Raw genomic sequence first — 22,061 nt, 5'->3', positions numbered from 1 at the left:
CCATCCACCATGTACGTGGTGTTGGGACATCCTTTTATTATTTATTCATACGGGTTTATCAGATTAGAAGTTTGCAAAATCCTATTACTCGCCTTGTGGAACGGTCAAGCCCAGACCATCCGCTACACGACGTCCATATTCAGGATCAGCTTTATAAAAATGACCGATCTGACGCAGTTTGATTTCATCACTTTCTACGGGCTTCATCGCATTTACGATGTTTCGAACCAGACGTGAACGCTCTTCTTCACTGAGCAAGCGGTACAGATCCCCTGGCTGTGTGTAGTGATCGTGATGATCGTAGGCTACACTTTGAGCCTCGCCAGACACTTCAAAAGGAGCAATTTTGTGCGCAGGTGATTCTTTGGGTCCACCGAGACTATTAGGCTCGTAATAAACAGATCCTCCGCCATTGCTGTCACTACGTAATGCACCATCGCGTTGGTAGTTGTGTACTTCTGCATGCGGACGGTTGATCGGCAACGAATTATGATTTGCACCTACACGGTAGCGATGTGCGTCGCCGTAGGCAAACAGGCGTCCTTGCAGCATTTTATCCGGGGATGCTTCAATTCCAGGAACAAATGAACCCGGAGAGAATGTCGCCTGCTCTACCTCAGCAAAGTAGTTCTCAGGATTACGATTCAGCACCATGCGCCCAACCTCAATCAGCGGATAATCCTTTTGAGACCATACTTTTGTCACATCAAATGGATCAAAGCGGTACGTATCTGCATCTTCTACCGGCATAATCTGCACATGAAGTTTCCATGCAGGAAAATCACCTTTTTTGATGGCATTAAACAAGTCTTCTGTATGATAATCAGGATTTTCACCGGCAATTTTCGCAGCCAAATCCACATCAAGATTTTGCACACCTTGCTCCGTTTTAAAATGATATTTCACCCATACTGCCTGTCCTTCGGCATTTACCCACTTGAACGTGTGACTACCGAAACCATGCATATGTCTAAGTGTAGCTGGAATACCGCGGTCAGACATAAGGATACTTACCTGATGCAGCGATTCAGGAGATAAGGACCAGAAATCCCAGACCGCATTCGGGTTTTTCAGATGGGTTTGGGGATGACGTTTTTGCGTATGAATAAAGTCAGGAAATTTAATGGCATCCCGAATAAAAAACACAGGTGTATTATTGCCCACGAGATCATAGTTGCCTTCTTCTGTATAAAACTTCACCGCAAAACCACGTGGGTCGCGTACAGTATCGGACGAGCCCAGCTCACCCGCCACAGTAGAAAAACGGATAAACATCGGTGTACGCTTGCCCACTTCAGACAAGAAGCTTGCTTTTGTATATGCAGACAAATCATTAGTGACTTCAAAATATCCGTGCGCCCCTGCACCTTTTGCATGAACGACACGTTCCGGCACACGCTCCCGGTTAAAATGCGCCAGCTTCTCCAGCAGATGCACATCCTGAATTAGTGTGGGACCCCGTGAGCCTGCTGTGATCGAATTTTGATTATCTCCAACAGGAGCGCCCCAGCTTGTAGTCAGGTTCGTTGGTTGGTTACTCATGATTGAAATCACCTCTTGAATGAATTGGTTAACTATGTGCCTTTCACTATAAATTGTGCACAAACAAAAATCAATACTTTTTTATAATTATTATAATCTAGGATTTAGAATTAGTTTAAAATCATAAATAAAAAAGCAAGCCCCATAAGGCTTGCCGTAAATGCAGTACTGTATTTATTCACCAATATATATGTTTCATTTTTACTTTCTATAATGATTACTTTGATCACTTCTCGAAGTTTTGCCATTGAGGCTTTCAGACAATATTCATGTAGAATTCATCATTAAATCATAATAGCAGCTGCTTCCTATCAAGAAAATCCAAGATATCCTGAACCGACTGGGTCATCTCCCGACCTTCAGTGGATACGATTAGATCAGGTTCCAGCGGTGCTTCATAGGGAGCATCAACCCCCGTAAAATGATGAATTTCTCCGGCACGCGCTTTCTTGTACATTCCTTTTGGATCGCGTCGCTCACATTCCTCCAGGCTGCACTGTATATAAATCTCATAGCAACCTTCCTGCTGTAAAATCTCCTTTACCATTTCACGATCTTCACGATAAGGGGAAATGGTGGCGCAAATCGTTAGAACACCCGCATGTGCCATTAGCTTTGCAACTTCAGCAATACGGCGGATATTTTCTTTACGGTCAGCGGGCAGGAAACCTAGATTCTGATTTAAACCGTGCCGAACATTATCTCCATCCAAAATAAACGTGTGTATGCCTCGTGCGTATAACGCTTTTTCAAGTGTGGAGGATACCGTTGATTTTCCCGAACCAGACAGCCCTGTAAACCAAAGTACCGGACTTTTATGGCCATTCAAAAGCTGACGCGCTTGCTTATCAATATCGGACACATGCCAGGTTATATTCGAAGATGGATTCATTCAGCACCTTCCTTTTTCATGGAATATTATAGTAAAACAGTTTTTATGCACTGCCTTCACTTCAAGAAAGAACATTTTTAAAGCTGTTTAAAGTATGTTGGTCTGCTTTGTGATCCAACACTGCAAAAACAATCCGGTCAAACAGCAAACCATATCCTTCATCTACAAGCACTTGCTTGAACCAGAGGGCAACCTCTTCTGGCTTATTGCGAAATACTCCGCAACCATAGGCTCCCAGCACAAGATGTTCTACGCCGTTTTGCTTAGCCATTCCAAAAACGTAACGGATCCGCTCCAGCATCACTTCCCCAATCCGATTCACCTGCTCTGGCTCCCGTTCTCGCACAACTCCAGCATTTACAGCAGGTGCAGTCAGGAAGTCGACTTGATATGGCTTCTCCAACAATGTTCCCTGATCATCCCGAAATACCGGAACTTCAGGCGAATAAATCATATAATCTGAATAAAAACAGCTCCGCAGCTTCCGATTATGTCCATACATCTCTTCCATTTGTGAAATGCAAGGATATAACGCTGACGAACGAGCCAAGCTTTCTTCTTGAGCCTGGCTGCCTCCGAGAAATCCACCTCCCGGGTTTTTAGCTGATGCAAAATTCAAACACGCCACGTGGGTCAGCTTCTCCTCTACCTGGAGTCTGTATGCCGCCTGTAACGTGCTTTCTCCCGTAATTTCCAATTTTGCAATAATCGTCTGTTCTTCTATGCGGGAAGAAGGCCCCCATATACTTTTTATTCTTTGCTCTGTTTCTTGCTTTACAGCTACCAGTTGAGAAGGTGTATATAACTTCGAGCCTGTGACCGCATTTCCTATCTCTTTTGTCATATTTACTTGAACCTGTTTGATATTCGTGTAATATCCATTCTCCAAAATGGATAGTGTCTCCTGCGCCATATGTGATCGTGCATCCCGGTTACTCCGGGAATTCATTGTATTTCTCATGGTGACTATACCTCCTTTTGCAATACATCCTCACGTAAATTCGTCAATATTTCTCCTAGCCAGTTCGTGCCACGCCATAGCTTGCGGTTCCGTATACGAGCATCGCTCTCAGCTAAGCCTACACCCCAAATGGTGTCGGTCGGACTAGCCTCAACCAGAGTGGTTCCTTTCGTTTTAAGCAGGTGCTTGAGCAAATTCGGATTTTGTGTAAACTTGGCGTAATTACCGTCATATACAAATTGCCGGCAATTGGCCTCCCACAAGGATTGGTCAAATCCGCGCACACTGCGGCCACGGGCTTTTTGCTCCCTTGGGGTAGGTGCTTGCATAATTTTCAGGGCCGCCTCTTCATCCCCAAAAAGCTGTGCTTTTTTCAACATCATATATTGCTCGGCACAGTTAAACTCCAATCCATCCACGACAAAATCAGAAGGATACCATTGCGAAAATGGCGAATGACTGCGATAAAAAAATGTAAACTTTTCCATGAAGATTCCTCATTTCATATTCCTTATGCTACATAAAACGCGCCCGAGGCTTAAATCGGTATAACTTGGACGGACGATGTCCAGCCGCCTTTCTATACTCATTGGTTTCTTCCACGAGATCAGCTATTTTGCGACGAAAGGCTGCGGCCAACAGCTCCTTACCTAGAATAATTTCATACACCTGCTGAAGCTCACTCAGTGTAAATAGAGCTGGCATCAGGTGAAATGCGATATCTGTGTATTCTATTTTGCTGCGCAGACGCTCTATACCGTACGCAATAATTTTGGCATGATCAAAAGCAATTCCTTGTGACTCAAGCACCTCTCGCTTGATTTCAATAGTTCTTCCCTTAAGAATTTCAGTTATTTTTACTTTGGCTGACAGATGGATGTCCCCATGCTTCAATGTGATTTCAATGTCTTGCTCCCATGTGTAACCTTCCGGCTGCTTCGTCCGCGTTTCCTGAGCTACGCTGTAATCCAGCTCAAACCACTGGGCATCATCGGCATCATCCCCCGCCTGTACCTCCAAGGAATCGTGATCCACCAATGCCATGTAAGCGCAGCTGATTACCCGCATACGAGGATCACGTGCCACATCTCCCCAAGTATATAGCTGCTCCATATAAATCTGATCCACATTCGTTTCCGTTTTAAGCTCGCGTCGCGCAGCCTCTTCCAGACTTTCATCTATACCTACAAACCCCCCCGGCAACGCCCATTGCCCTATATAAGGGTGCTCCCCTCTTTGGATCAAAAGAAGCTGGAGGGTCTTCTCAGGCAGCTTCCGATAATTTTGTTGGAGCTGATCCATTACCGTAAATAGCAGCATATCTACCGTTACGGATGGGCGCTCATATTCATTCGCATCATACAGGGCTAAGAACTCCTCTTCCGTCAAGCCACTGTGATTATGTTTCGATCCATCTGTCACTTGCCTCACCTACCTGTTCATATATGGGTCATTTGTCGCTTTTAATTCAAAAGTGACGAATGCTCTATGTAACTTTTAATTTGAATCAATTGATAAAAACAAAATGTTAATATCAATACAGTAATATATAAAAACTGCTTCGTCAATAGGGTGTATAGTCCTATTTTTAATCATTTGATAGTACTATTAGACTGTTTACTGAATTTCACTTGTTGCTTATTGTCATATCATGTATGATGTTTTGGTCAATATAGGAAACACAACATACTAATCACGTAGGGAGAAGATCTAATTGTCTAACCAGTTTAATCCGCAATTCAATCAGCAAGGAGCACCATCCAGACCAGCCCCTGTTTACCCGCCTCCTGTATCATTCAAGGAGTGGATGATCAGTTTACTTCTGATGGCTATACCGGTAGTTGGACTTATTATGCTGTTTGTGTGGGCATTTAGCGGCTCGACTAATCCGAGCAAAGCTAACTATGCTAAAGCAGGCCTTCTTTGGGCAGCTATTGTAATTGTGATCTATATCATTATGGCTGTTGCTCTGTTGCCTGCTATCATAAGTTCATTGAATTCAAACAGCTACTATTGATTCTGATTACATAGCAAAATAACCTTCCGATGAATAACCTGATCATCAGAAGATCCTTAAACTAAACTGCCGATCTCGTCGGCAGTTTTATTTGATTTCTTTTCGCTTTACTCCTCCCAATTGGCGTAGCTCCCCCTTATAGCTTGAAAAAAAGCAAAAGAGAAACCCTGATCTTGTGTGAACCGGGTTTCTCAGGCAGCTAATCTAACTTCCTTTACTTATACCAAAGATCATCTGTTTCAAGTTCCTGTAGACTGCTCAAAAACGATTTTGAGTTATCAACATAAAGTTCGGTATCGATATAGTACAGCTTTTTATCATGTAAGCATTGATCAATATACTCTGCATTTAATATACTTTTATCTTCTACATTGGCAGCAAAAGCTTGCAGTTTGGGAAGCGCGGTTTTCTGATATTCAAGCCATGAATGGTGGAATCCAGCTGGCTCCTCCAGACAATAAATGTCATGATATAACGCTTCAGCAATTCCCTTCTTCCTGAGATAGTCGGGTGAGAAAGGCATACTTTTGAAGTACCGGCCGGTCATGGCGAACACGCGGTAGCTCCAATGAGGAGCACCGTGATTAGATTGGCAAAAAAGATTCAGGAAGAATACAGAATAGTGCATTTTAATTGTAATAACTTGATGTTTCTTCACTTCCGAAACAATACGATCCGCCATCCGACTGTCAATGATCTCATCAAAATCAGCCAAAATGATCACATCATCGTCTTTAACTTTATCCTGTAAGATAGAGGTACTTCTGTTTCTTTGGCAAGCCTCATTATGAAACGCACTGTTATAGCTGAGCAGACGCCAGTACCAGCGGTCAAAGTTATCTGCGCCGCAGCTATCCACATCGAAGTACAATGAGTGCTTCTCAGGTTCACGAAACAGTTGATCCGCGTGAAATGGATGATGAATCACCTTGGGACCAACATAATCTGGATTAAAGTTGCAGGGCTTATCCAAATAACTGAACGTCTTGTTGGCTTCGATCACGTGCAGCTCGTCAATCCAGCCGGCATTTTCTTTTATTTTAATATCTGCAATGCGATTTTCATTGAAAAATGGGCAAAATTCATATACTTTCATAACCTGAAGCTCCCCTCCCCTATCATGGTATATGGGCGAACACCGATGCTTTCGCACAGATGTTCGCTTATGAAGCGTATTAGTTCAGCGATCGTCTGATCCTTATAATGTAGTGAACTATAATAGCAGGTTAAACTTAATCTATCGCGTCTAAGACCTGCTGTTATATTTAGCTTGTAAGCAGAGGGATTGTCTGCGGCGTTCGTATTTCCGTAAGAAATGGATAAAGGCTCGTACAACTCATCGGCTATCCCATTCATTTCCTCTGATTGGTAATGGAAAAGCATGTGTGTTTCGTCCTTTAGTGGTTCCGTATTTGGATAAATATTCTGTATCAAATGGCGTAAAATAAAGTAATCCATGCCTTCAGATGGAATATGCCGCAACGTGTGTACGACATGTCCCAGTGCCATTTCCCAATTGTCGGACAGTTCTCCTTCCGAGATCTGAATTCGAAGGGGATATGCTCCGGCGAAAAAACCAATTGTACGATCAATCACAATACCCGGCAAAAAGGACTCACGTTGATAAGACATCACATGCAGCAGCAAATCTGATTGCTTTTTCAATTGGAAACAAGCCTGTGACAATGCCGTCAGTAAGATGCTCAGTGGCGTAGTATGGTGCTTTACAGCCAATGCTTTTAGAAGAAGAATATGCTCCTCTCCTTCAAGTAAATCATACGTTATAGTTCTCATGTGGCGATGAAGTGGCTGTATCTCCGATTCCGTGTCAACCTGTAAAGATTGGCCGTCTTCCACAACCTTACTCCAGAAAGTGGATGCTTTAGGAAAAAAGTCTTTCACCGCATATTGGGTCAACGCCATGCACCAATCCCGATAACTGCTTCCCTCCTCCTCCGCATGTAACGCCAGATCATTCCCTTTTCCCGGCAGGAGAAGATGTCTCAACTCTTCTAAAAAAATGTTTATGGAAATCCCGTCAAAAATTAAATGATGGAACAGAAGTAATATCACCTGTTGTCTCTCTTCGCAATAATGGTCAAACAACACAACTTTCCATAAGGGTCCTTCTTTGATATCGAATTCACGCTGCACTTTCGAGCAGTATTCCGAAATGTAGGCGTCATGTGATCCCGAGACCATGTGCAAATCCACGTAAGAGACTACCTGTTCTACACTTATTTTCTGCTCAAACTGATACCATTCATCATCTTCCAGTTGAGCAAAGGATAGTCGCAAAGCCGCATGTTTGTTCAATAGTGACTCAAGCGACGTGTTCAGCAATTCTGTAGGGATGCAATTTTTGAGCCGGGCCAGGTAAGGTACATTAAACATGTTACGATTCACGAGATCTCTTTGAAAAAAACGTTTTTGTACAGCAGACAGCGGAAATCCGTCATCTGGATATGCTTTTCTTATGGACTGAATATATGGGATATCCATATTCGGACAAAGGCCAAGTGCTGTATCCGTCATTGCATTACTCAATGAGAGAGCCAAACGTTCGATCGTCTGTTCGCGAAATATTTGGTTGACCGTAACCGGATATCCGCTTTTTTGCAGCAGGCTGGCTATGCGTAGCGCATGGAGCGAATGTCCTCCCAACGTATGAAAGTCTTCATTTTTGCCAATGTAATCTAGCTTCAGAACCATGCCCCAAACTTCTTCTATTGTTTGTTCCAATTCAGTCTTCGATCCAGCATTTACTTCTCTATCACTACTATGGATTTCAGGTAAAGGAAGCTTTTTGCGATCGATTTTTCCGTTAGCCGTTAATGGGAACGATTTCAGCCAAACGTAACGAAACGGTATCATATAAGATGGAAGACCTTCAGCCATAAAAGTATGAAGCTGCTCCACTCGTTGCTCCTCTTCCGCTGTATAGTAAGCGATCATTCGCAAATCGCCATGAACCTCCCGGACAAAGGCCAGACATTCTTTCACTACAGGATAGCTGCTAAGACGGAACTCGACTTCTCCAAGTTCGATTCGATAGCCACGTAGTTTTACCTGATCGTCAGCCCGTCCAATATACTCGATATTCCCGTCTGGTAGCCATCTCGCCCGATCTCCCGTACGGTATAGAATTAAATTTGTACCTCTTTCACCATCTTTGGCAGAGCGATATGGATTCGGTGCAAACGCATGCTGTGTCAATTGGTTTTGCCGCCAATACCCCCTTGCAACCCCGTCTCCCCCCACGCATAATTCCCCGATTGCTCCGACAGGCTGAACACGACCCCACTTGTCCAGAATATAACAAGTTGAGTTACTAATGGGCTTGCCAATAGGAATATTCTGCTCAAAAGGCTTTTCGATCCGGTAGCTCGTTGAAAAGGTGGTGTTCTCCGTAGGACCGTATACATTGAGAATCGAAAGTTCCGGATAGGCAAGCCGGATACGATTTATATGCTTAACTGACAAAATTTCTCCACCTATGAGCAACCATTGGAGTCCAGCAAATATCTTTTCATTTTCTTCAATCCAGTGATTACACAGTGCGGAACTTAGCCATAGTGTATTAATTCTCCACTCCTTCATCCGCTGCTCCAGCACATGGATATTTAGAAGATCATCTTTTGAAACTACAAACAGCTGTCCTCCATTCAGCAACGTCCCCCAAATTTCAAACGTAGAAGCGTCAAAAACAGGCGAACCCGTATAGAGCAATCTGATATCAGAGGAAAACGGGAAATAAGAGGTGTTTTTGACCAAGCGAATAACACTGCGATGTTCCACCATAACGCCTTTCGGTTTTCCTGTCGATCCTGATGTATACATTAGATAAGCAAGGTCATTGGGAGCAATCATGTTCTCCTTCTCTTCTTGTTTCACCACTCCATTTTGGTCAAAATGCTCTGTATCAATTAATATTAAATGGATTCCCCTACTGGCTTCCGAGATACGTTCCGCTCCTTCCTGTGAAGTGAGGATGGTGTCCAGTCCAGCGTCCTTGATTAATTCATGGGTTCTTGCTGCCGGAGAATCGGGGTCAATGGGAACATAGGCATATCCCGCTTTCATGATCGCCAGGATGGAGACAATGAATTCAAGAGAGCGCGGCAAGTAAACTCCGATAAACTTTCCATGATTGTTGTCATTAGCATCATCCGTTAACATCTTGGCAATGTGCTGGGACATGAGGTTAAGGCTGTGGTAGGACATAACCTGATTGTGTGCAATTACTGCCGGCTGCATAGGCCGTAGTTTCGCTTGCTCCTGGACTAAATCAACAATTGAACGTTCTCTGGGATATGCTGTATACGTATTGTTCCAGTCATAGACGATTCGATCATATTCATCCTTGTTCATAAAGCAAACGTCTCCGACGGTGTGATTCGGATATTCCAACACATATTGCACCGTATTTAGCAGATGCTCTGCCAGTCGGCAAACCGTTTCTTGTTTCAGTCGATCTGCATCATACATAAACTTGATGGTGATCTGTTCCCCGTCATTGGCAACGGTGATCGTCATTGGATAATTTGTTTTCTCTCGTTCCTCCATAGCTGACATCTTCAATTCATTTTCAGGCTGCCGATAGTCGTTCAAATAATTTTCGAATGCCACGATGCTGTAAAACATGACATGTCCTTGAATACCAGACCAGCTCTTCAGTTCGTTCAGGCTCACATAGCTGTAGTCGTTTAGTTTCTGAATGGTTTGGTGCAGCTTTTGTACATATTCAGTGATGGTTTGCTCCACATTCCAGTGCATGACCAAAGGTAACGTATTAATCAGCATACCCGTGATCCGATCCGATTGTGCAAGATCCGATCCCCTCCCGGACACGACCATGCCAAATACGGTTGTATCCGCATCTTGATAGACTTGTAGCACTTTGCCCCATGCGAACTGCACCAACGTATTTAGCGAAACTTGTGCTTTCTGTACAAAATCAGTGATCCGCTTGGTTCGTCTCGAATCGATACAAAAAGTCTCGATCTGCTGGTTCTCAATCGGTTGATGTACATCGGGAAGTATGCCCTTCTCAATCGGCAGATGGGTCGGCTCCGTTACGTCAGCCAAATATGCCTTCCAGAATGACTCGGCCTCTGTGCGATCCTTATTGTTTAACCAACGAATATAAGTTTCAAAAGAACGGGTCAAGCTGCGCTGTGGCATCCGGTTTTGCAGGCTACAAGCATAGAGCTCATGAACCCGATTCAGTAGTAGCGGCAGGCTCCAACCGTCCAGCAAAATATGATGGTAACTCCAGATCATCGTCCATTCATTCGAAGCGGTCTGAATCAGTGTTATGCGGAAAGCAGGCTGACTCAGATCAAAACGGCGATTACGATCCATTGTCATCCAGCGTTCGATACACTCCTGTTGCTGCTCTGGTTGCTCTGCTTCAAAATCCAAAAATGTCCAATCCCATTCTACATTTCGGACAATACATTGTATGGGCTTGTCCAACGCCTCCCAAATGTAGCAAGTCCGCAAGCTATCATTTTCAGAAATGATGCTGTTCCAGGCTTCCCGGTAACGATCTACCTCTAGCCTGCCATGATATTTCCAACTAACCTGCACAAAGTATTGATCGGAACTAGGATGATCTAAATAATGGAACAGCAGTCCTTCTTGTAAGGGACTTAGGTACATCATTTTATCCAAACCAAATTGCCAATGATATGTCTTTACGATCTGGTCGAGCGAATGCTGTTCCAGTGACACTGATGGAAAATCACTAGGTGTGAACTCTTGGTGTTCAGTCCGGCTGCAATGTTCGATAATAGCAAGCAAACGTGTTATAAAAGTATCTAACAACTGAGTAATGGTGGCTTCTTCATAGTGACGTTTGCTATATTTCATAAACAAATGCAGCTTGCCATGAACAATGGAACAGTTGAGTTCCAATAGGCTTGTTCCATGATTAAGCGGCGAGCTATAATCCTGTGCTGCGTCACTTGTAAACCCTAACCACTGGTTTAATTCGCTCGCATTCCCCTGATCAAACTGGCCCAAGTAATTGAAAAGAACCTGAGGTTCAGAAGCTGATAACTCGGAACGGACTTCTGTATTCGGATGGCAGTATCTCAAAGCGCCATATGACATGCCGCGGTGAGGAATACAACGCAACTGCTCTTTGACAGATTTAATCGTCGCTCCCAAGGGGGAATTGTCCGTAATCTGAATGCATACCGGAAACATGGAGGTAAACCAACCGATGGTTCTTGTCAGATCTATATCGGATACAAAGTGCTCACGTCCATGACCTTCTAAGCGAAACGCAATCGTCTTCTGCCCAGACCAAGCGGAGAGCGCCAGGGACCAGGCTGTAAGTAGCAGGTCGTTAATCTCGGTATGGTAAGCTTGGGAGCAATGGTACAAAAGCAGTTCCGTATCGTCTGGAGTAAGCATCGTAACCCATTCCGAAGATTCACTGCTCTTTTTACGAGCCGGGGAATGGTCCACTGGCAGCACAAATGCTGCGGTTTGATGCTGCACCTTTTTCCAATATTCAATATGGCGTAAAGTATCTTTATGTTTAGAATAACTCATCAATACAGAATTCCATTTTTTGTATGGATTTAAAACAGTAGGCAGCGCTATACCCTGATACAATTGATACAAATCCTGGACCAATATTCTCCAAGACACTCCATCAATGACTAGATGATGTATAGTCATAAACAGACGGGTTTTACCGTCAGGGTGACCTTGAATTACTCCTGCATACATCATGGCGCCCGTCTCATAATTCAATTGTCTGTTCCACGTATCACATATGCTTGAAATTTCGGATTCGGGATAATCGACTTGTTGAAGGGTGTAGCTAGCCAGTTGAATGGAAGCATCCTTTCGGTAGCGCTGCGAATACACATGTTCCTTGACTACGATCTCCATTGAAAGCTCTGGATGTAATCGAATCAATTGATTAATGGCAGTTTCCAGCTTCACAGCATCACAATCACTGAGTACAAACAGCTGAGATTGGTTGAAATAATGCGGCTCTACAAACTGTTGCTCGAAAAACCAGTGCTGGATCGGTGTCAAACCAAATTCGCCTGTCAAGTCAACACTGAGATCTTCCTTTTGATCATTGTCTGTCCAAGTAACCACAGCAGCTAATTTCTGAATGGTTGGATACTCCGCAACTTGTCTTGGAGTAAGCATGATACCATGATCCCTGGCCATAGATACGACCTGAATGGCAAGAATTGAGTCTCCCCCAACCGCGTAAAAATGGTCGTTAACCCCGATATCTCCTCTTTTTAAAATCTGCCGCCAAATCCAAAGCAAGCGCTTTTCGAAACCGTCCTCGTCTGCTTCCACTACTTCATCAGCTTGAATAAATAAGTTGCCCCTCGGATCGGGGAGAGCTCCACGTTCGACTTTTCCGTTTGTATTTACTGGAAATGACTCCAGATAACAAAAATATGAAGGAACCATATAAGCTGGTAATACAGAGTTTAAGTGCTGTGTCAGATCGGCCTCTTTCAGTTCTTCTACGGCAGTATAATAGGCCACCAGTTTATGGTAGGACCCGTCTTTCCAGGCTTGAACGATACATTGACCGATGTCGGGATGTTGGCAGAGCTGATGTTCTATTTCACCCAGTTCGATACGATACCCTCTGATTTTAATTTGTTCATCACTACGGCCGATAAATACCAATTCACCACCCGGCGTCCATTTCACAATGTCCCCGGTTTTATATAACCGCTCACTGTGTGGTGGATTTTCACTGCTGATTACAACCTCTTTGTGAACGAACCGTTCCTGAGTCAGTTCTTCACGATTCAAATATCCTCTGGCAAGCCCTATACCGCCCACCCATAGTTCGCCGGGAACGCCGACAGGCACAGGACTGCCGAATGGATTCAAAACGAATAAACGTTTGTTATAGACGGATTTGCCGATCGTAATTTCTTTCCCTGGTCTGCAGACAGAAGTAGAACAAATAATCGTCACTTCGGTCGGCCCGTAAGCGTTCACGAATCGTCTTCCTCTTCCCCAATAGTCTACAATATCAGACGTACAGGGTTCTCCAGCAGATACAATTGTCCGTAACCTTGGCAGTTCCCTATGTTTCATCGTTCGCAGCACAGATGGCGTCAGCATGGCAATGTGGATATTTTTCTCTTCAAGAATATCTGAAATGTCTGCATAAGGAGGCAGTTCCTCGTCTGACAGAACAACCACTGTTCCGCCTACTGATAGCGTGCCGATCCATTCGTAGACCGAAGCGTCGAAACTAATGGAGGCGAATTGCATGACTCTTGAATCTGAGGTGATACCAAACTTTTCAACAAGATAAGGGATCAACGTAACCAGACCAGCGTGTTCAATAAGCGTTCCCTTTGGTCTTCCAGTAGAACCGGATGTGTAGATGACATAAGCCAGATCATTATGTTTAACCTTGATCTTCAAGTTTTCGTAGGGATAGTAGCCCTGCCGTACCAAGCATTTATCCACACAAATCAGCGAATGTGCTCCCATATCCATTTGAGAAATATATGGATTCAGCCTACTTACTAATTGGCTGTGCGTTATAATCATTTGTGCCTGTGCATCTTCTAAAATAAATCGCAGCCGTTCCCCAGGATATTGGGGATCGATCGGAAGATAAGCAGCGCCCGCTTTCATAACTCCAAGCATCGACGGGATTACATCTGCGCTTCTATCCAAGACGATGGCAATCAGCGTGCCGGTCGGCAGAACGCCATGTCCCTGTATCGAATACGACTCTAAAATCATGCGGCTGATTTGATTTGCCTGGTGATTTAACTCATAGTAGGTCAGCTTCTGCTCTCCAAACTCTAAAGCGATTGCATCGGGTGTTCGGCCAGCCTGCTCCTCGATCAAATGAACCACAGTTTTATCCAAAGGATAGGACTGTTCCGTATCATTCCATTGTTGCATCTGTCTGCGTTCTCTTGTGGTCAGCATGGGGTGAAATAGTACCGTCTTCTCCGGAAGAAGGAGTGCATTTGCCAGCAGTGTTTTGAAATGGCCTGCGAATCTAGCGATTTGCCTTTTTCCCAAACGGCTGCCATCATACTGTATTGCGCACTCCAATACATCCGGGCCATAACGGTAGCAGAGCGCGATTTCTGGCTGATCTATACCATAAAGGGGAGGGGACTTTTCCGCATTTAAACTTGGAGAAGGAAAGTCATCATAAATTTCTGAGATACCCACATTGAAGAAATCCTTCTTCCCCCCTAATAGAGGATCGACTTTAGTTTGCTGCGAAAAATCCTCTCTCCACTCGTCGCTACTAAGTTGTTTGTTCCATTCCATTTGTATCCTTTGTATCAAAGAGAGAAGATGATCTTCCTTCTGTATATGAATGAGTAGTGGATAATCCAGACGACATCCTTTCCCTTCTTTGTCTGATACCACGGAATATAAAACAGGCAGAGCATATTGATTGGCGTAATGGGATAACAGTACGGACCATATGGCTGTTATAAAAGAAGGCATACCCAGCTGATGATGCTGTACAAAACCCATAATCGTTTTGACCTGTCTCGTCCCCAAACGAATCTTGTAAAGCGCTTGATCATGGCCTTCGGGCTGACCGGCATTTCCACTATGGTGAGAAAATAAAGGCAAGTAACGTCGCGGTCTATCAGAACAACTCTGATTAGATGTATTGGCGGATTCCATCACTTATTAAACCTCCCCTATCCGGGATGCCATACCTGCAGCTTGATAAAAAGCAGCCCTGACTTCCTTAACCTCTATCTCGTAACTGCATCGTATAGAAAAAATAAGGCCGTCCGTGTAGGAAGAAGCAATGCAATTGAACAGTGAATAGATCGGCAGCGGATTTGGTTGCTTTATGACAGTATCATCATAATAATTGCTGTATTTTGAGCCTGCTTTGGCACTGTTTCCTAAATAGTTAAACATGAATAAGTCTAGTTGCTCGTACTGCTTCCCAAACTGTGCAAGTGTTCTGGCACGTTTCCACTTGTCTTTGTAATCAGGACTCGTAAAAAGATGCATAAAATTAATCGTGTGGTGCTTTAATAAGTCTAGTCTGCTTCTGACAGACTGCATCATTTCATCTGGATTCTGCTTCAGTTCCATCAGCATAGGCACAAAATCGATAAATTCACCGGCCGTGTTATAATAAGCCGCCTCGTCGTACCTTCTTCCATCATATAAAAATAACAATGGTAGCTTATCCATACCTAAATAAGTTTGCAAGCCCTTTGTATAGACAGAAAGCGCAAACTCCAAAGAAGGATCTTCAGCAGGGATACTTACGTTAAACAGGTAGGCTTCTGTGCTCGTTCGAAGCTTCGGAGCTTGGAAGACGTTTTGCTTGCTTTTTTGGAACGCTTCCAAATTAAAGGCTGATATCAATTCTTGTTCCGTGATCCCTTTCGGTCCACTTTGGATTTGTTTAACATACTCCACATAGGGCTTCACTTCATCCTTAGGAAGGGGTCGATTTTGAAGCAGACTCCTGTAGTAAGCAATCAACTGTCGTTCGGCTACTTCCGAGGTCACCCGATCGCATATCGCATGATGATAAATAGTAATGACATAATGTTCACGCAGGTTTCGTTTCAGCACAAACATGTGGAACAAAGTATGTTCTCCGGCGAATCGGGTGTTCGTTACATAATCATTTATCATGTCCGTAATAGGACCACATGGATTGTAATCCGACACGTCAATGATGTTGAGCTTTGGCAAACCATCGCTAGAAAGTACGTATTCCCTCCAATAAGTCCATCCATCTCTTTGGACCGGGACGCTTCTCAGTAATCCTTGACTTTGTATAAAAAGAGCGTAAGCCTGATCCAAAAAATCGTAATTCACACACTCATCTAGCCTAAATATACCTAAGCTTGGAGGTGTATGAAACGAGATTTGCATTTGTTGAATTCCACTTAGCGGATATTCTTGTGCCACTTGCCCTGTTTTAATCCACTGATCTTTTCTCAAATAATCGTCTTCCAGCCGCTTGCGTAAACTTGCCGCCTGATCCAGATCCATGCTTTTTAAGCCCAGACGCTGGAAAAACTCCTCTTCATCCATGGTCCAGTATGGATCAGCCATTTTAGCTTTTTGATGCAGTGGTACAATGTAGTGAGGCAGTAGCTCTTGAGCTATTTTCCCATCCATGATCCGCATGATATGGTTTACGTCGGCCGCCGTGTCGTAGTAAAGCACCTGAATATCTCTAACTTCGTGAATAAAATCCCTTACTTGGTATTTCACCAGCTCGTAAACACCATCTGTTTCTTGGTGAAGCCAAGACATCAACTCTTGTGTTGTTTCTATGATGTCCTGCTGCTTTTGGGACCCTATAACACTATTCTGAGTTGAACGAAGGTAATCAGCGAGTGCCCGAATCGTTTTATAGTGGTAAATGTCTGTTAAAGTGGCGTGATATCCTGCACGCTCCATTCTCGACATTAATGTAAGCGCATGAATAGAATGCCCACCGAGGTCGAAGAAGCTATCTAAAACACTGAACTGCTGCACCCCCAATACATCCTGCCAGATGTCCATCAGCTTCGTTTCCAGTCCCGGCTTCGGAGACACATATTCTGCACCACCATGTATATTCTCTTCAAGGGCCAACAGTGCCTTGCGGTCCATCTTACCATTCAGTGTCAATGGCATTTGCTCTAGTTGTATATAAAAAGATGGAATCATGTAATTTGGCAGCTTTATAGAGAGAGCGGTTTTAATTTCATCTGCTGTCAGTTTTTTGGTCGCCGTAAAGTATGCTTCCAGCTGCTTTTGACCGTCCTCCTTTTCACGGGCGATAACTGCCGCTTCTTGTATATCATCTACTTTTAATAAATGCGACTCTATTTCCCCAGGCTCAATTCGAAAACCCCTTATTTTCACTTGATCGTCGATCCGGCTGATATATTCGATGTTTCCGTCCGCTTGCTCTTGCACCCAATCTCCAGTTCGATACAACCTGCCTCCAGGTACCCATGATGACTGAATAAACCTCTCTTCTGTCAGCTCTGGACGATTCAAATAACCTTTAACTAATCCATCGCCAGCGATGTACAGTTCACCTGCAACTCCCTGCGGCAGAGGATGCTGCTCTTGATCCAAGATGTAAACCTTCGTGCTGCTGATTGGTTTGCCGATCGGTACGGTATTTGCATTTTCGTCCAAATGATCAATCGGGTAATAAGTAGCAAATACCGTACTCTCTGTCGGTCCATAGACATGAATTAAACGGCCCGGACCTAGACGGGCAAACGCTTTACGCACATGGCTGACTGAAACCTTCTCACCACCGAATAGCAAGGTTTCAATAGTTGCAAAGCAATCGGGATCCACATCCACCAATGCATTAAAAAGTGCTGTCGTGACGAAGCATTTCGTGATCTGTTGTGTCCGTAGGACGCTTGATAGCTCACGTGCATTCATGGTTTGATCTTGTGAGTTCAATACGAGAGTGCCTCCGTTAAGCAAAGCCCCATAAATACCAAATGTAGAACCATCGAACGAAAAACTGGCCACTTGTAATATCCTATCTTTTGACGAGAATTGGATGTAATTTGTCTTTTTAACAACACGTATAATATTGTAGTGCATCGTCAGGGCGCCCTTAGGTTCGCCGGTAGAGCCAGACGTATACATAATGCAAGCAAGAGTATCGGAACCTTGATTAGATGTGAGGTTCCCTGTTTCTTTCCCATAGTTCCGCTTGTCCAACAAATCCAGTACAACACTGGCGAGCTCTGTTTGTTGGTGGATTGGAAGCTGGGTCAGCAGGAGATTTGCACCAGAATCCGTCAGCATATAGCGTATACGTTCCTTCGGGTATTCAGGATCAATCGGCACATAGGCTCCCCCAGCTTTTAAAATCCCGAAAATTCCGATGATCATTTCCAATGAACATTCGACCATAATTCCGACAGCCTCGTCATTATCTAAACCTTTAGCCCGCAAAACATGTGCTAGTTGATTAGCCTGTTTGTTCAGATCAGCATACGTCAAGTGCTTGTCCCCAAATACAACCGCTATGTGATCCGGTGTGCGCTCAACCTGCTCTTCAAACAATTGATGAATCGTTTTCTCCCGCGGGTAATCCGCTAACATACCGTGTAACATGTTCCACTTCATCTCCTTCTCCTATTAACTTTTTTTAAAAATGGGAATCTTTCTTATGAGCCAACGCTAAAAAAGAGTATGTGTGGCACTTAGAAGTGATTTCGGATAGGCAGTTGGATGAAGTGAATGAAGACTACAGAGGATAAACCATAATACCGATATTACATTAGGTTGGGTATTTAACTGGAGAAAAAGAAATGACATCAGAGCTTGTTTTTCAACTGAAAATTTCTTTAAAATAAGTATATAGCTACTTTTTGCTCTACAATAAAATACCACAGATTGGTTACTCGACTGGAGGAAAAGAAATGACATCGGAGTGGCAGAGATTACAGACCAAACTGCCGGAATGGGTAGAACAAAGCCGTCATGAGTATATTCATGGCAAGGTAGCAGCATATATTCCTGAGCTGTCCAAAGCCCCGGCCGACGCGCTGGGTGTTGTTGTAATGAACGGTGCGGGTGAAACTGTGGTAGCCGGAGATACGGAAATCCAATTTACGATGCAAAGTATCTCAAAGGTATTTACGCTCATTCTGGCCTTGATGGATAATGGAGAGGACGTTGTCTTCTCTAAAGTGGGTATGGAGCCTACCGGAGACCGTTTTAATTCCATGCTAAAGCTAGAACTAGTTGAACCGGGCATTCCGTTTAACCCACTGATTAACGCCGGAGCAATCGCAGTCTCCTCTCTGATTCGCGGGAACAGTCCAGAAGAGAGATTTGCCCGTGTTCTCCAATTTTTCCGCCTGCTTACCCACAATGACACATTGGAATATGATCAGGATGTCTACGATTCAGAATCAGCTACAGGCCATTTGAACCGTTCCCTTGCTTATTTTCTAATGGAAAAAGGAATTTTAAGAGGTCATGTGGAGGATGTGCTTGAAGTTTATTTCAGACATTGTGCTGTCAAATTGAACTGTACTGATTTAGCTCGTATGGGACTTGTATTAGCTTACAATGGTCGAGATCCAGTGACAGGTATACCGCTGATTCCCCGCCGCTATGTACAGATCGCCAAAACATTTATGACGACATGTGGCATGTATGACGCCTCAGGGGAATTCGCCATTCAAGTCGGACTACCTGCCAAAAGCGGCGTATCAGGCAGTATTATGACGATGGTACCCGGACGATATGGCATTGGACTGGTTGGACCTTCTCTGAACCGTATGGGCAACAGTACAGCTGGTGTACACTTGCTGGAGAAGATGTCTCGGGATTTGGACTGGAGCTTGTTCTAAGTATACGAAAAAAGGGTATTCCCAGCCTTTACGGCTTAATAGGAATACCCTTTTTTGTTACGTGCCTTCTTTGTTACGAGATTTGACCGTTAATCAGTTTAATTTGAATGCGGAACGGATCAGCTACATACTTGGCGCCCTCGCGTTCTTGCACTCCATAGCCTGCTGCCTCTAAACGAGCGACAATGGCATCCAATTCCTTCTGATCTGGTACGATCAATTCAAAATAATCCAATCCGGCAGCGTGCTCAGGAGCTGGTGGGGCTCCTTCACCTGCCCATATATTCAAGCCCATATGGTGGTGGTAACCACCTGCGGAAACGAACAAGGCTGAAGAGCCATACCGACACGTAATGTCAAAGCCAAGCACATCGCAATAAAATTGCTGTGCTTTGAGCAAATTAGACACATGGAAGTGGACGTGCCCGATTACCGTTCCCTGAGGTAGTCCCTGCCAAGGTAAATTTTCGGAAATCGCAACCAAGTCTTCTGCATCCACGGGATCTGTTCCCATCATGTAAAATCCATTAGCATCCTTTTTCCATTGATCACGGGGACGATCTGCATAGATTTCAATTCCGTTATTATCGGGATCATGGATATAGAGGGCTTCACTTACATCATGATCTCCCTGTCCGATTTCAATCTCATGAGCCAGCAGATTACGTAAGGACAGGCCCAGAGCTACACGGTTTGGTAAAAGAATAGCAAAATGATATAACCCGGCAGCAGATTGACGCGGCAGAATAACTGCATTTTCAATATAGTTAAGGATCAGTAGCGCATGCTTCCCATCGACAGTCAATTCGGCGGTATTCGCCGTTTGACGCATTAGCTGAAAACCAACCACCTCTGTATAAAATTGAATAGAACGCTCCAAGTTACTAACTTTTAATGAAACCTGCCCAATTTTGGTGTTGTCATGTATATGTGCTGTCATGAGATTTCCCTCTTTCTACATGGATTGGAGGACTAAAGCAACCAAAAATTACTTTTCTGTTGACTCACGACGCCCGAACAAAGAGTCCAGAGACAAGCGAGTCGTTGGTGCAAATACCAGATGAAGAGCTACCAGAATAAAAGCAATATCCAGCTCATAGCCAGCGCCTTGACCATTCCCCATCAACCCGCCGGACAGTTTTGCTGTAAAAATGGCGCCGATCAAAACAATAACCAAAAGCCCAGATACATAACGAGTAAGCAATCCAAGAATCAATGCAATCCCGCCGACCAACTCAATCACCGCAACGACATAGCCTAGAAATCCTGGAACGCCAATGCTGGCAAACCAGCCTGCTACATTACCCAACCCCATTTGGAATTTAGCAATTCCGTGTGCCAAAAACAAAATTCCCAGTGCCACCCGCATAATTGTAGAAATGTTTCTGCTTGCTGAACTCATGTTTATCTCTCCATTCTGTTTGTTTATTACACTCATACAAGTGCATATGAATAATTAATTTATATTACTAATAATTTGGTTAAAAAAATAATCCTGTCTGAATCTATGCCGCAACACATTAGTGTGAATCAAACTCGAATTATTAGTAATAGAAATAATTATTTTGTAATGTGAATTTATCATAAGAAACTGTAGTCTGTCAACAAATTATTTGGTATGATAAATATTAAATTAGTATACATTATATTTCCTTAAAGGAGGAACGTTCTATGAGTATAGGATGCAACATACGCGCTGCTCGTAAACGTAAAAATTTATCCATCCAGCAAATATGCGAACGAACCGGACTATCGCAAGGGTTTATGAGTCAAGTAGAAAATAATAAAACCTCCCCTTCCATCGCTACATTGGACAGTATCGCTAATGCGCTTAAGGTCCCTCTCGCTTTTCTGCTTCTTAAAGATGAGGAACGGATGCAAGTGATTCGCAAGGACGAGCGCCGTAAAACCTTATATGGTAAAAACAACCTCCAGGTTGATCATTTGGGGGGGCAAGGAAACGTTAAAATGATGCTGGTGGACATGCCGCCAGGCTCGTCTACAGAAGAGGAGCATGCTCATGGGGGGGATGAGATTCATTTTATCTTGGAAGGCACGGTATACGTGGAGCAAGGCGAGGATTCAGCTACCCTGGAAGCAGGAGATTCCTTTAGCTGGAGAGCAGCTATCCCCCACTATGCCAAAAATGTGGGAGATAGCAACGCCCGAATTCTGATCTCCGTGTTTCTCGAAGCAGATAATGACGCTTAATCGATATTTACGCAAGCACGAAGTAACAAAAGTACAAATTCCATTAAAAAAAGCGCGTACCGGAAGTATCTTTACTTC

Annotated in this window: 13 protein-coding genes; 3 read left to right on the top strand and 10 right to left on the bottom strand. The window is 43.9% G+C overall.

Translation table 11 applies throughout. The features are described 5' to 3' along the window. Nucleotides 1–84 precede the first annotated feature (84 nt). From katA to ACL9RM_RS15410, 5 genes are all read right to left on the bottom strand, one after another. Nucleotides 85–1,542 (bottom strand): catalase KatA, encoded by a 1,458-nt coding sequence (gene katA, locus ACL9RM_RS15430; protein ID WP_250268458.1) that lies wholly within the window; start codon nucleotides 1,540–1,542, stop codon nucleotides 85–87. A 289-nt stretch (nucleotides 1,543–1,831) separates the two neighbouring features. Next, entirely contained in the window at nucleotides 1,832–2,434 is a 603-nt protein-coding gene (gene cysC, locus ACL9RM_RS15425) for an adenylyl-sulfate kinase (protein ID WP_250268459.1), read from the bottom strand. A gap of 61 nt (nucleotides 2,435–2,495) precedes the next feature. Continuing rightward, nucleotides 2,496–3,395, bottom strand: a complete 900-nt coding sequence (locus ACL9RM_RS15420; protein WP_250268460.1) for a TIGR02452 family protein — start codon at nucleotides 3,393–3,395, stop codon at nucleotides 2,496–2,498. Nucleotides 3,396–3,400: 5 nt separating this feature from the next. Next, nucleotides 3,401–3,883 (bottom strand): NADAR family protein, encoded by a 483-nt coding sequence (locus tag ACL9RM_RS15415; protein ID WP_250238945.1) that lies wholly within the window; start codon nucleotides 3,881–3,883, stop codon nucleotides 3,401–3,403. A gap of 28 nt (nucleotides 3,884–3,911) precedes the next feature. After that, on the bottom strand, nucleotides 3,912–4,817 hold the full coding sequence (locus ACL9RM_RS15410; protein WP_250261253.1) for an NUDIX hydrolase: 906 nt from the start codon (nucleotides 4,815–4,817) through the stop codon (nucleotides 3,912–3,914). A 292-nt stretch (nucleotides 4,818–5,109) separates the two neighbouring features. Here ACL9RM_RS15410 and ACL9RM_RS15405 point away from each other — a divergent pair, with 292 nt between their 5' ends. Further along, entirely contained in the window at nucleotides 5,110–5,412 is a 303-nt protein-coding gene (locus ACL9RM_RS15405; protein WP_069289635.1) for a hypothetical protein, read from the top strand. 214 nt (nucleotides 5,413–5,626) lie between these two features. Here ACL9RM_RS15405 and ACL9RM_RS15400 read toward each other — a convergent pair whose 3' ends face one another. The 3 genes from ACL9RM_RS15400 to ACL9RM_RS15390 are packed head-to-tail and all read right to left on the bottom strand — an operon-like array spanning nucleotide 5,627 to nucleotide 18,513. Further along, on the bottom strand, nucleotides 5,627–6,508 hold the full coding sequence (locus ACL9RM_RS15400; RefSeq protein WP_069289636.1) for a hypothetical protein: 882 nt from the start codon (nucleotides 6,506–6,508) through the stop codon (nucleotides 5,627–5,629). Continuing rightward, nucleotides 6,505–15,090: an amino acid adenylation domain-containing protein gene (locus tag ACL9RM_RS15395; protein ID WP_414126401.1), complete on the bottom strand. Its 8,586-nt coding sequence runs from the start codon at nucleotides 15,088–15,090 to the stop codon at nucleotides 6,505–6,507. The genes ACL9RM_RS15400 and ACL9RM_RS15395 overlap by 4 nt, the downstream gene beginning before the upstream one ends. A gap of 6 nt (nucleotides 15,091–15,096) precedes the next feature. Then, the gene (locus ACL9RM_RS15390) at nucleotides 15,097–18,513 is read right to left on the bottom strand and encodes an amino acid adenylation domain-containing protein (protein ID WP_422759376.1); all 3,417 of its coding nucleotides are present in this window, start codon (nucleotides 18,511–18,513) and stop codon (nucleotides 15,097–15,099) included. 320 nt (nucleotides 18,514–18,833) lie between these two features. Between ACL9RM_RS15390 and glsA the strand changes: the two genes are divergently transcribed. Continuing rightward, nucleotides 18,834–19,772, top strand: a complete 939-nt coding sequence (gene glsA / locus ACL9RM_RS15385) for a glutaminase A (protein WP_061828299.1) — start codon at nucleotides 18,834–18,836, stop codon at nucleotides 19,770–19,772. Between the two features lie 73 nt (nucleotides 19,773–19,845). Here the strand turns inward: glsA and ACL9RM_RS15380 are convergent, their stop codons facing one another. Both ACL9RM_RS15380 and ACL9RM_RS15375 read right to left on the bottom strand, forming a co-directional pair. Beyond that, nucleotides 19,846–20,712: a VOC family protein gene (locus ACL9RM_RS15380; protein WP_250268462.1), complete on the bottom strand. Its 867-nt coding sequence runs from the start codon at nucleotides 20,710–20,712 to the stop codon at nucleotides 19,846–19,848. Nucleotides 20,713–20,760: 48 nt separating this feature from the next. Continuing rightward, on the bottom strand, nucleotides 20,761–21,174 hold the full coding sequence (locus ACL9RM_RS15375; protein ID WP_061828297.1) for a DoxX family protein: 414 nt from the start codon (nucleotides 21,172–21,174) through the stop codon (nucleotides 20,761–20,763). Nucleotides 21,175–21,443: 269 nt separating this feature from the next. On the opposite strand from ACL9RM_RS15375, the gene ACL9RM_RS15370 reads away from it, so the two are divergent. Next, nucleotides 21,444–21,983: a helix-turn-helix domain-containing protein gene (locus ACL9RM_RS15370; RefSeq protein WP_250268463.1), complete on the top strand. Its 540-nt coding sequence runs from the start codon at nucleotides 21,444–21,446 to the stop codon at nucleotides 21,981–21,983. The last annotated feature ends 78 nt before the right edge of the window (nucleotides 21,984–22,061 follow it).

Origin of the sequence: Paenibacillus sp. S29, assembly GCF_049319765.1 — a bacterium.
In the GTDB taxonomy this organism is placed as follows: Bacteria; Bacillota; Bacilli; order Paenibacillales; family Paenibacillaceae; genus Paenibacillus; species Paenibacillus polymyxa_B.
This window is presented reverse-complemented; position numbering and strand designations above follow the sequence as displayed.

What these genes read in the sequence shown, in the direction of transcription:
- katA (WP_250268458.1), bottom strand. Translation starts at nt 1,542, where the DNA reads ATGAGTAACCAACCAACGAACCTGACTACAAGCTGGGGCGCTCCTGTT.
- cysC (WP_250268459.1), bottom strand. Translation starts at nt 2,434, where the DNA reads ATGAATCCATCTTCGAATATAACCTGGCATGTGTCCGATATTGATAAG.
- ACL9RM_RS15420 (WP_250268460.1), bottom strand. Translation starts at nt 3,395, where the DNA reads ATGAGAAATACAATGAATTCCCGGAGTAACCGGGATGCACGATCACAT.
- ACL9RM_RS15415 (WP_250238945.1), bottom strand. Translation starts at nt 3,883, where the DNA reads ATGGAAAAGTTTACATTTTTTTATCGCAGTCATTCGCCATTTTCGCAA.
- ACL9RM_RS15400 (WP_069289636.1), bottom strand. Translation starts at nt 6,508, where the DNA reads ATGAAAGTATATGAATTTTGCCCATTTTTCAATGAAAATCGCATTGCA.
- ACL9RM_RS15395 (WP_414126401.1), bottom strand. Translation starts at nt 15,090, where the DNA reads ATGGAATCCGCCAATACATCTAATCAGAGTTGTTCTGATAGACCGCGA.
- ACL9RM_RS15390 (WP_422759376.1), bottom strand. Translation starts at nt 18,513, where the DNA reads ATGTTAGCGGATTACCCGCGGGAGAAAACGATTCATCAATTGTTTGAA.
- glsA (WP_061828299.1), top strand. Translation starts at nt 18,834, where the DNA reads ATGACATCGGAGTGGCAGAGATTACAGACCAAACTGCCGGAATGGGTA.
- ACL9RM_RS15380 (WP_250268462.1), bottom strand. Translation starts at nt 20,712, where the DNA reads ATGACAGCACATATACATGACAACACCAAAATTGGGCAGGTTTCATTA.
- ACL9RM_RS15375 (WP_061828297.1), bottom strand. Translation starts at nt 21,174, where the DNA reads ATGAGTTCAGCAAGCAGAAACATTTCTACAATTATGCGGGTGGCACTG.
- ACL9RM_RS15370 (WP_250268463.1), top strand. Translation starts at nt 21,444, where the DNA reads ATGAGTATAGGATGCAACATACGCGCTGCTCGTAAACGTAAAAATTTA.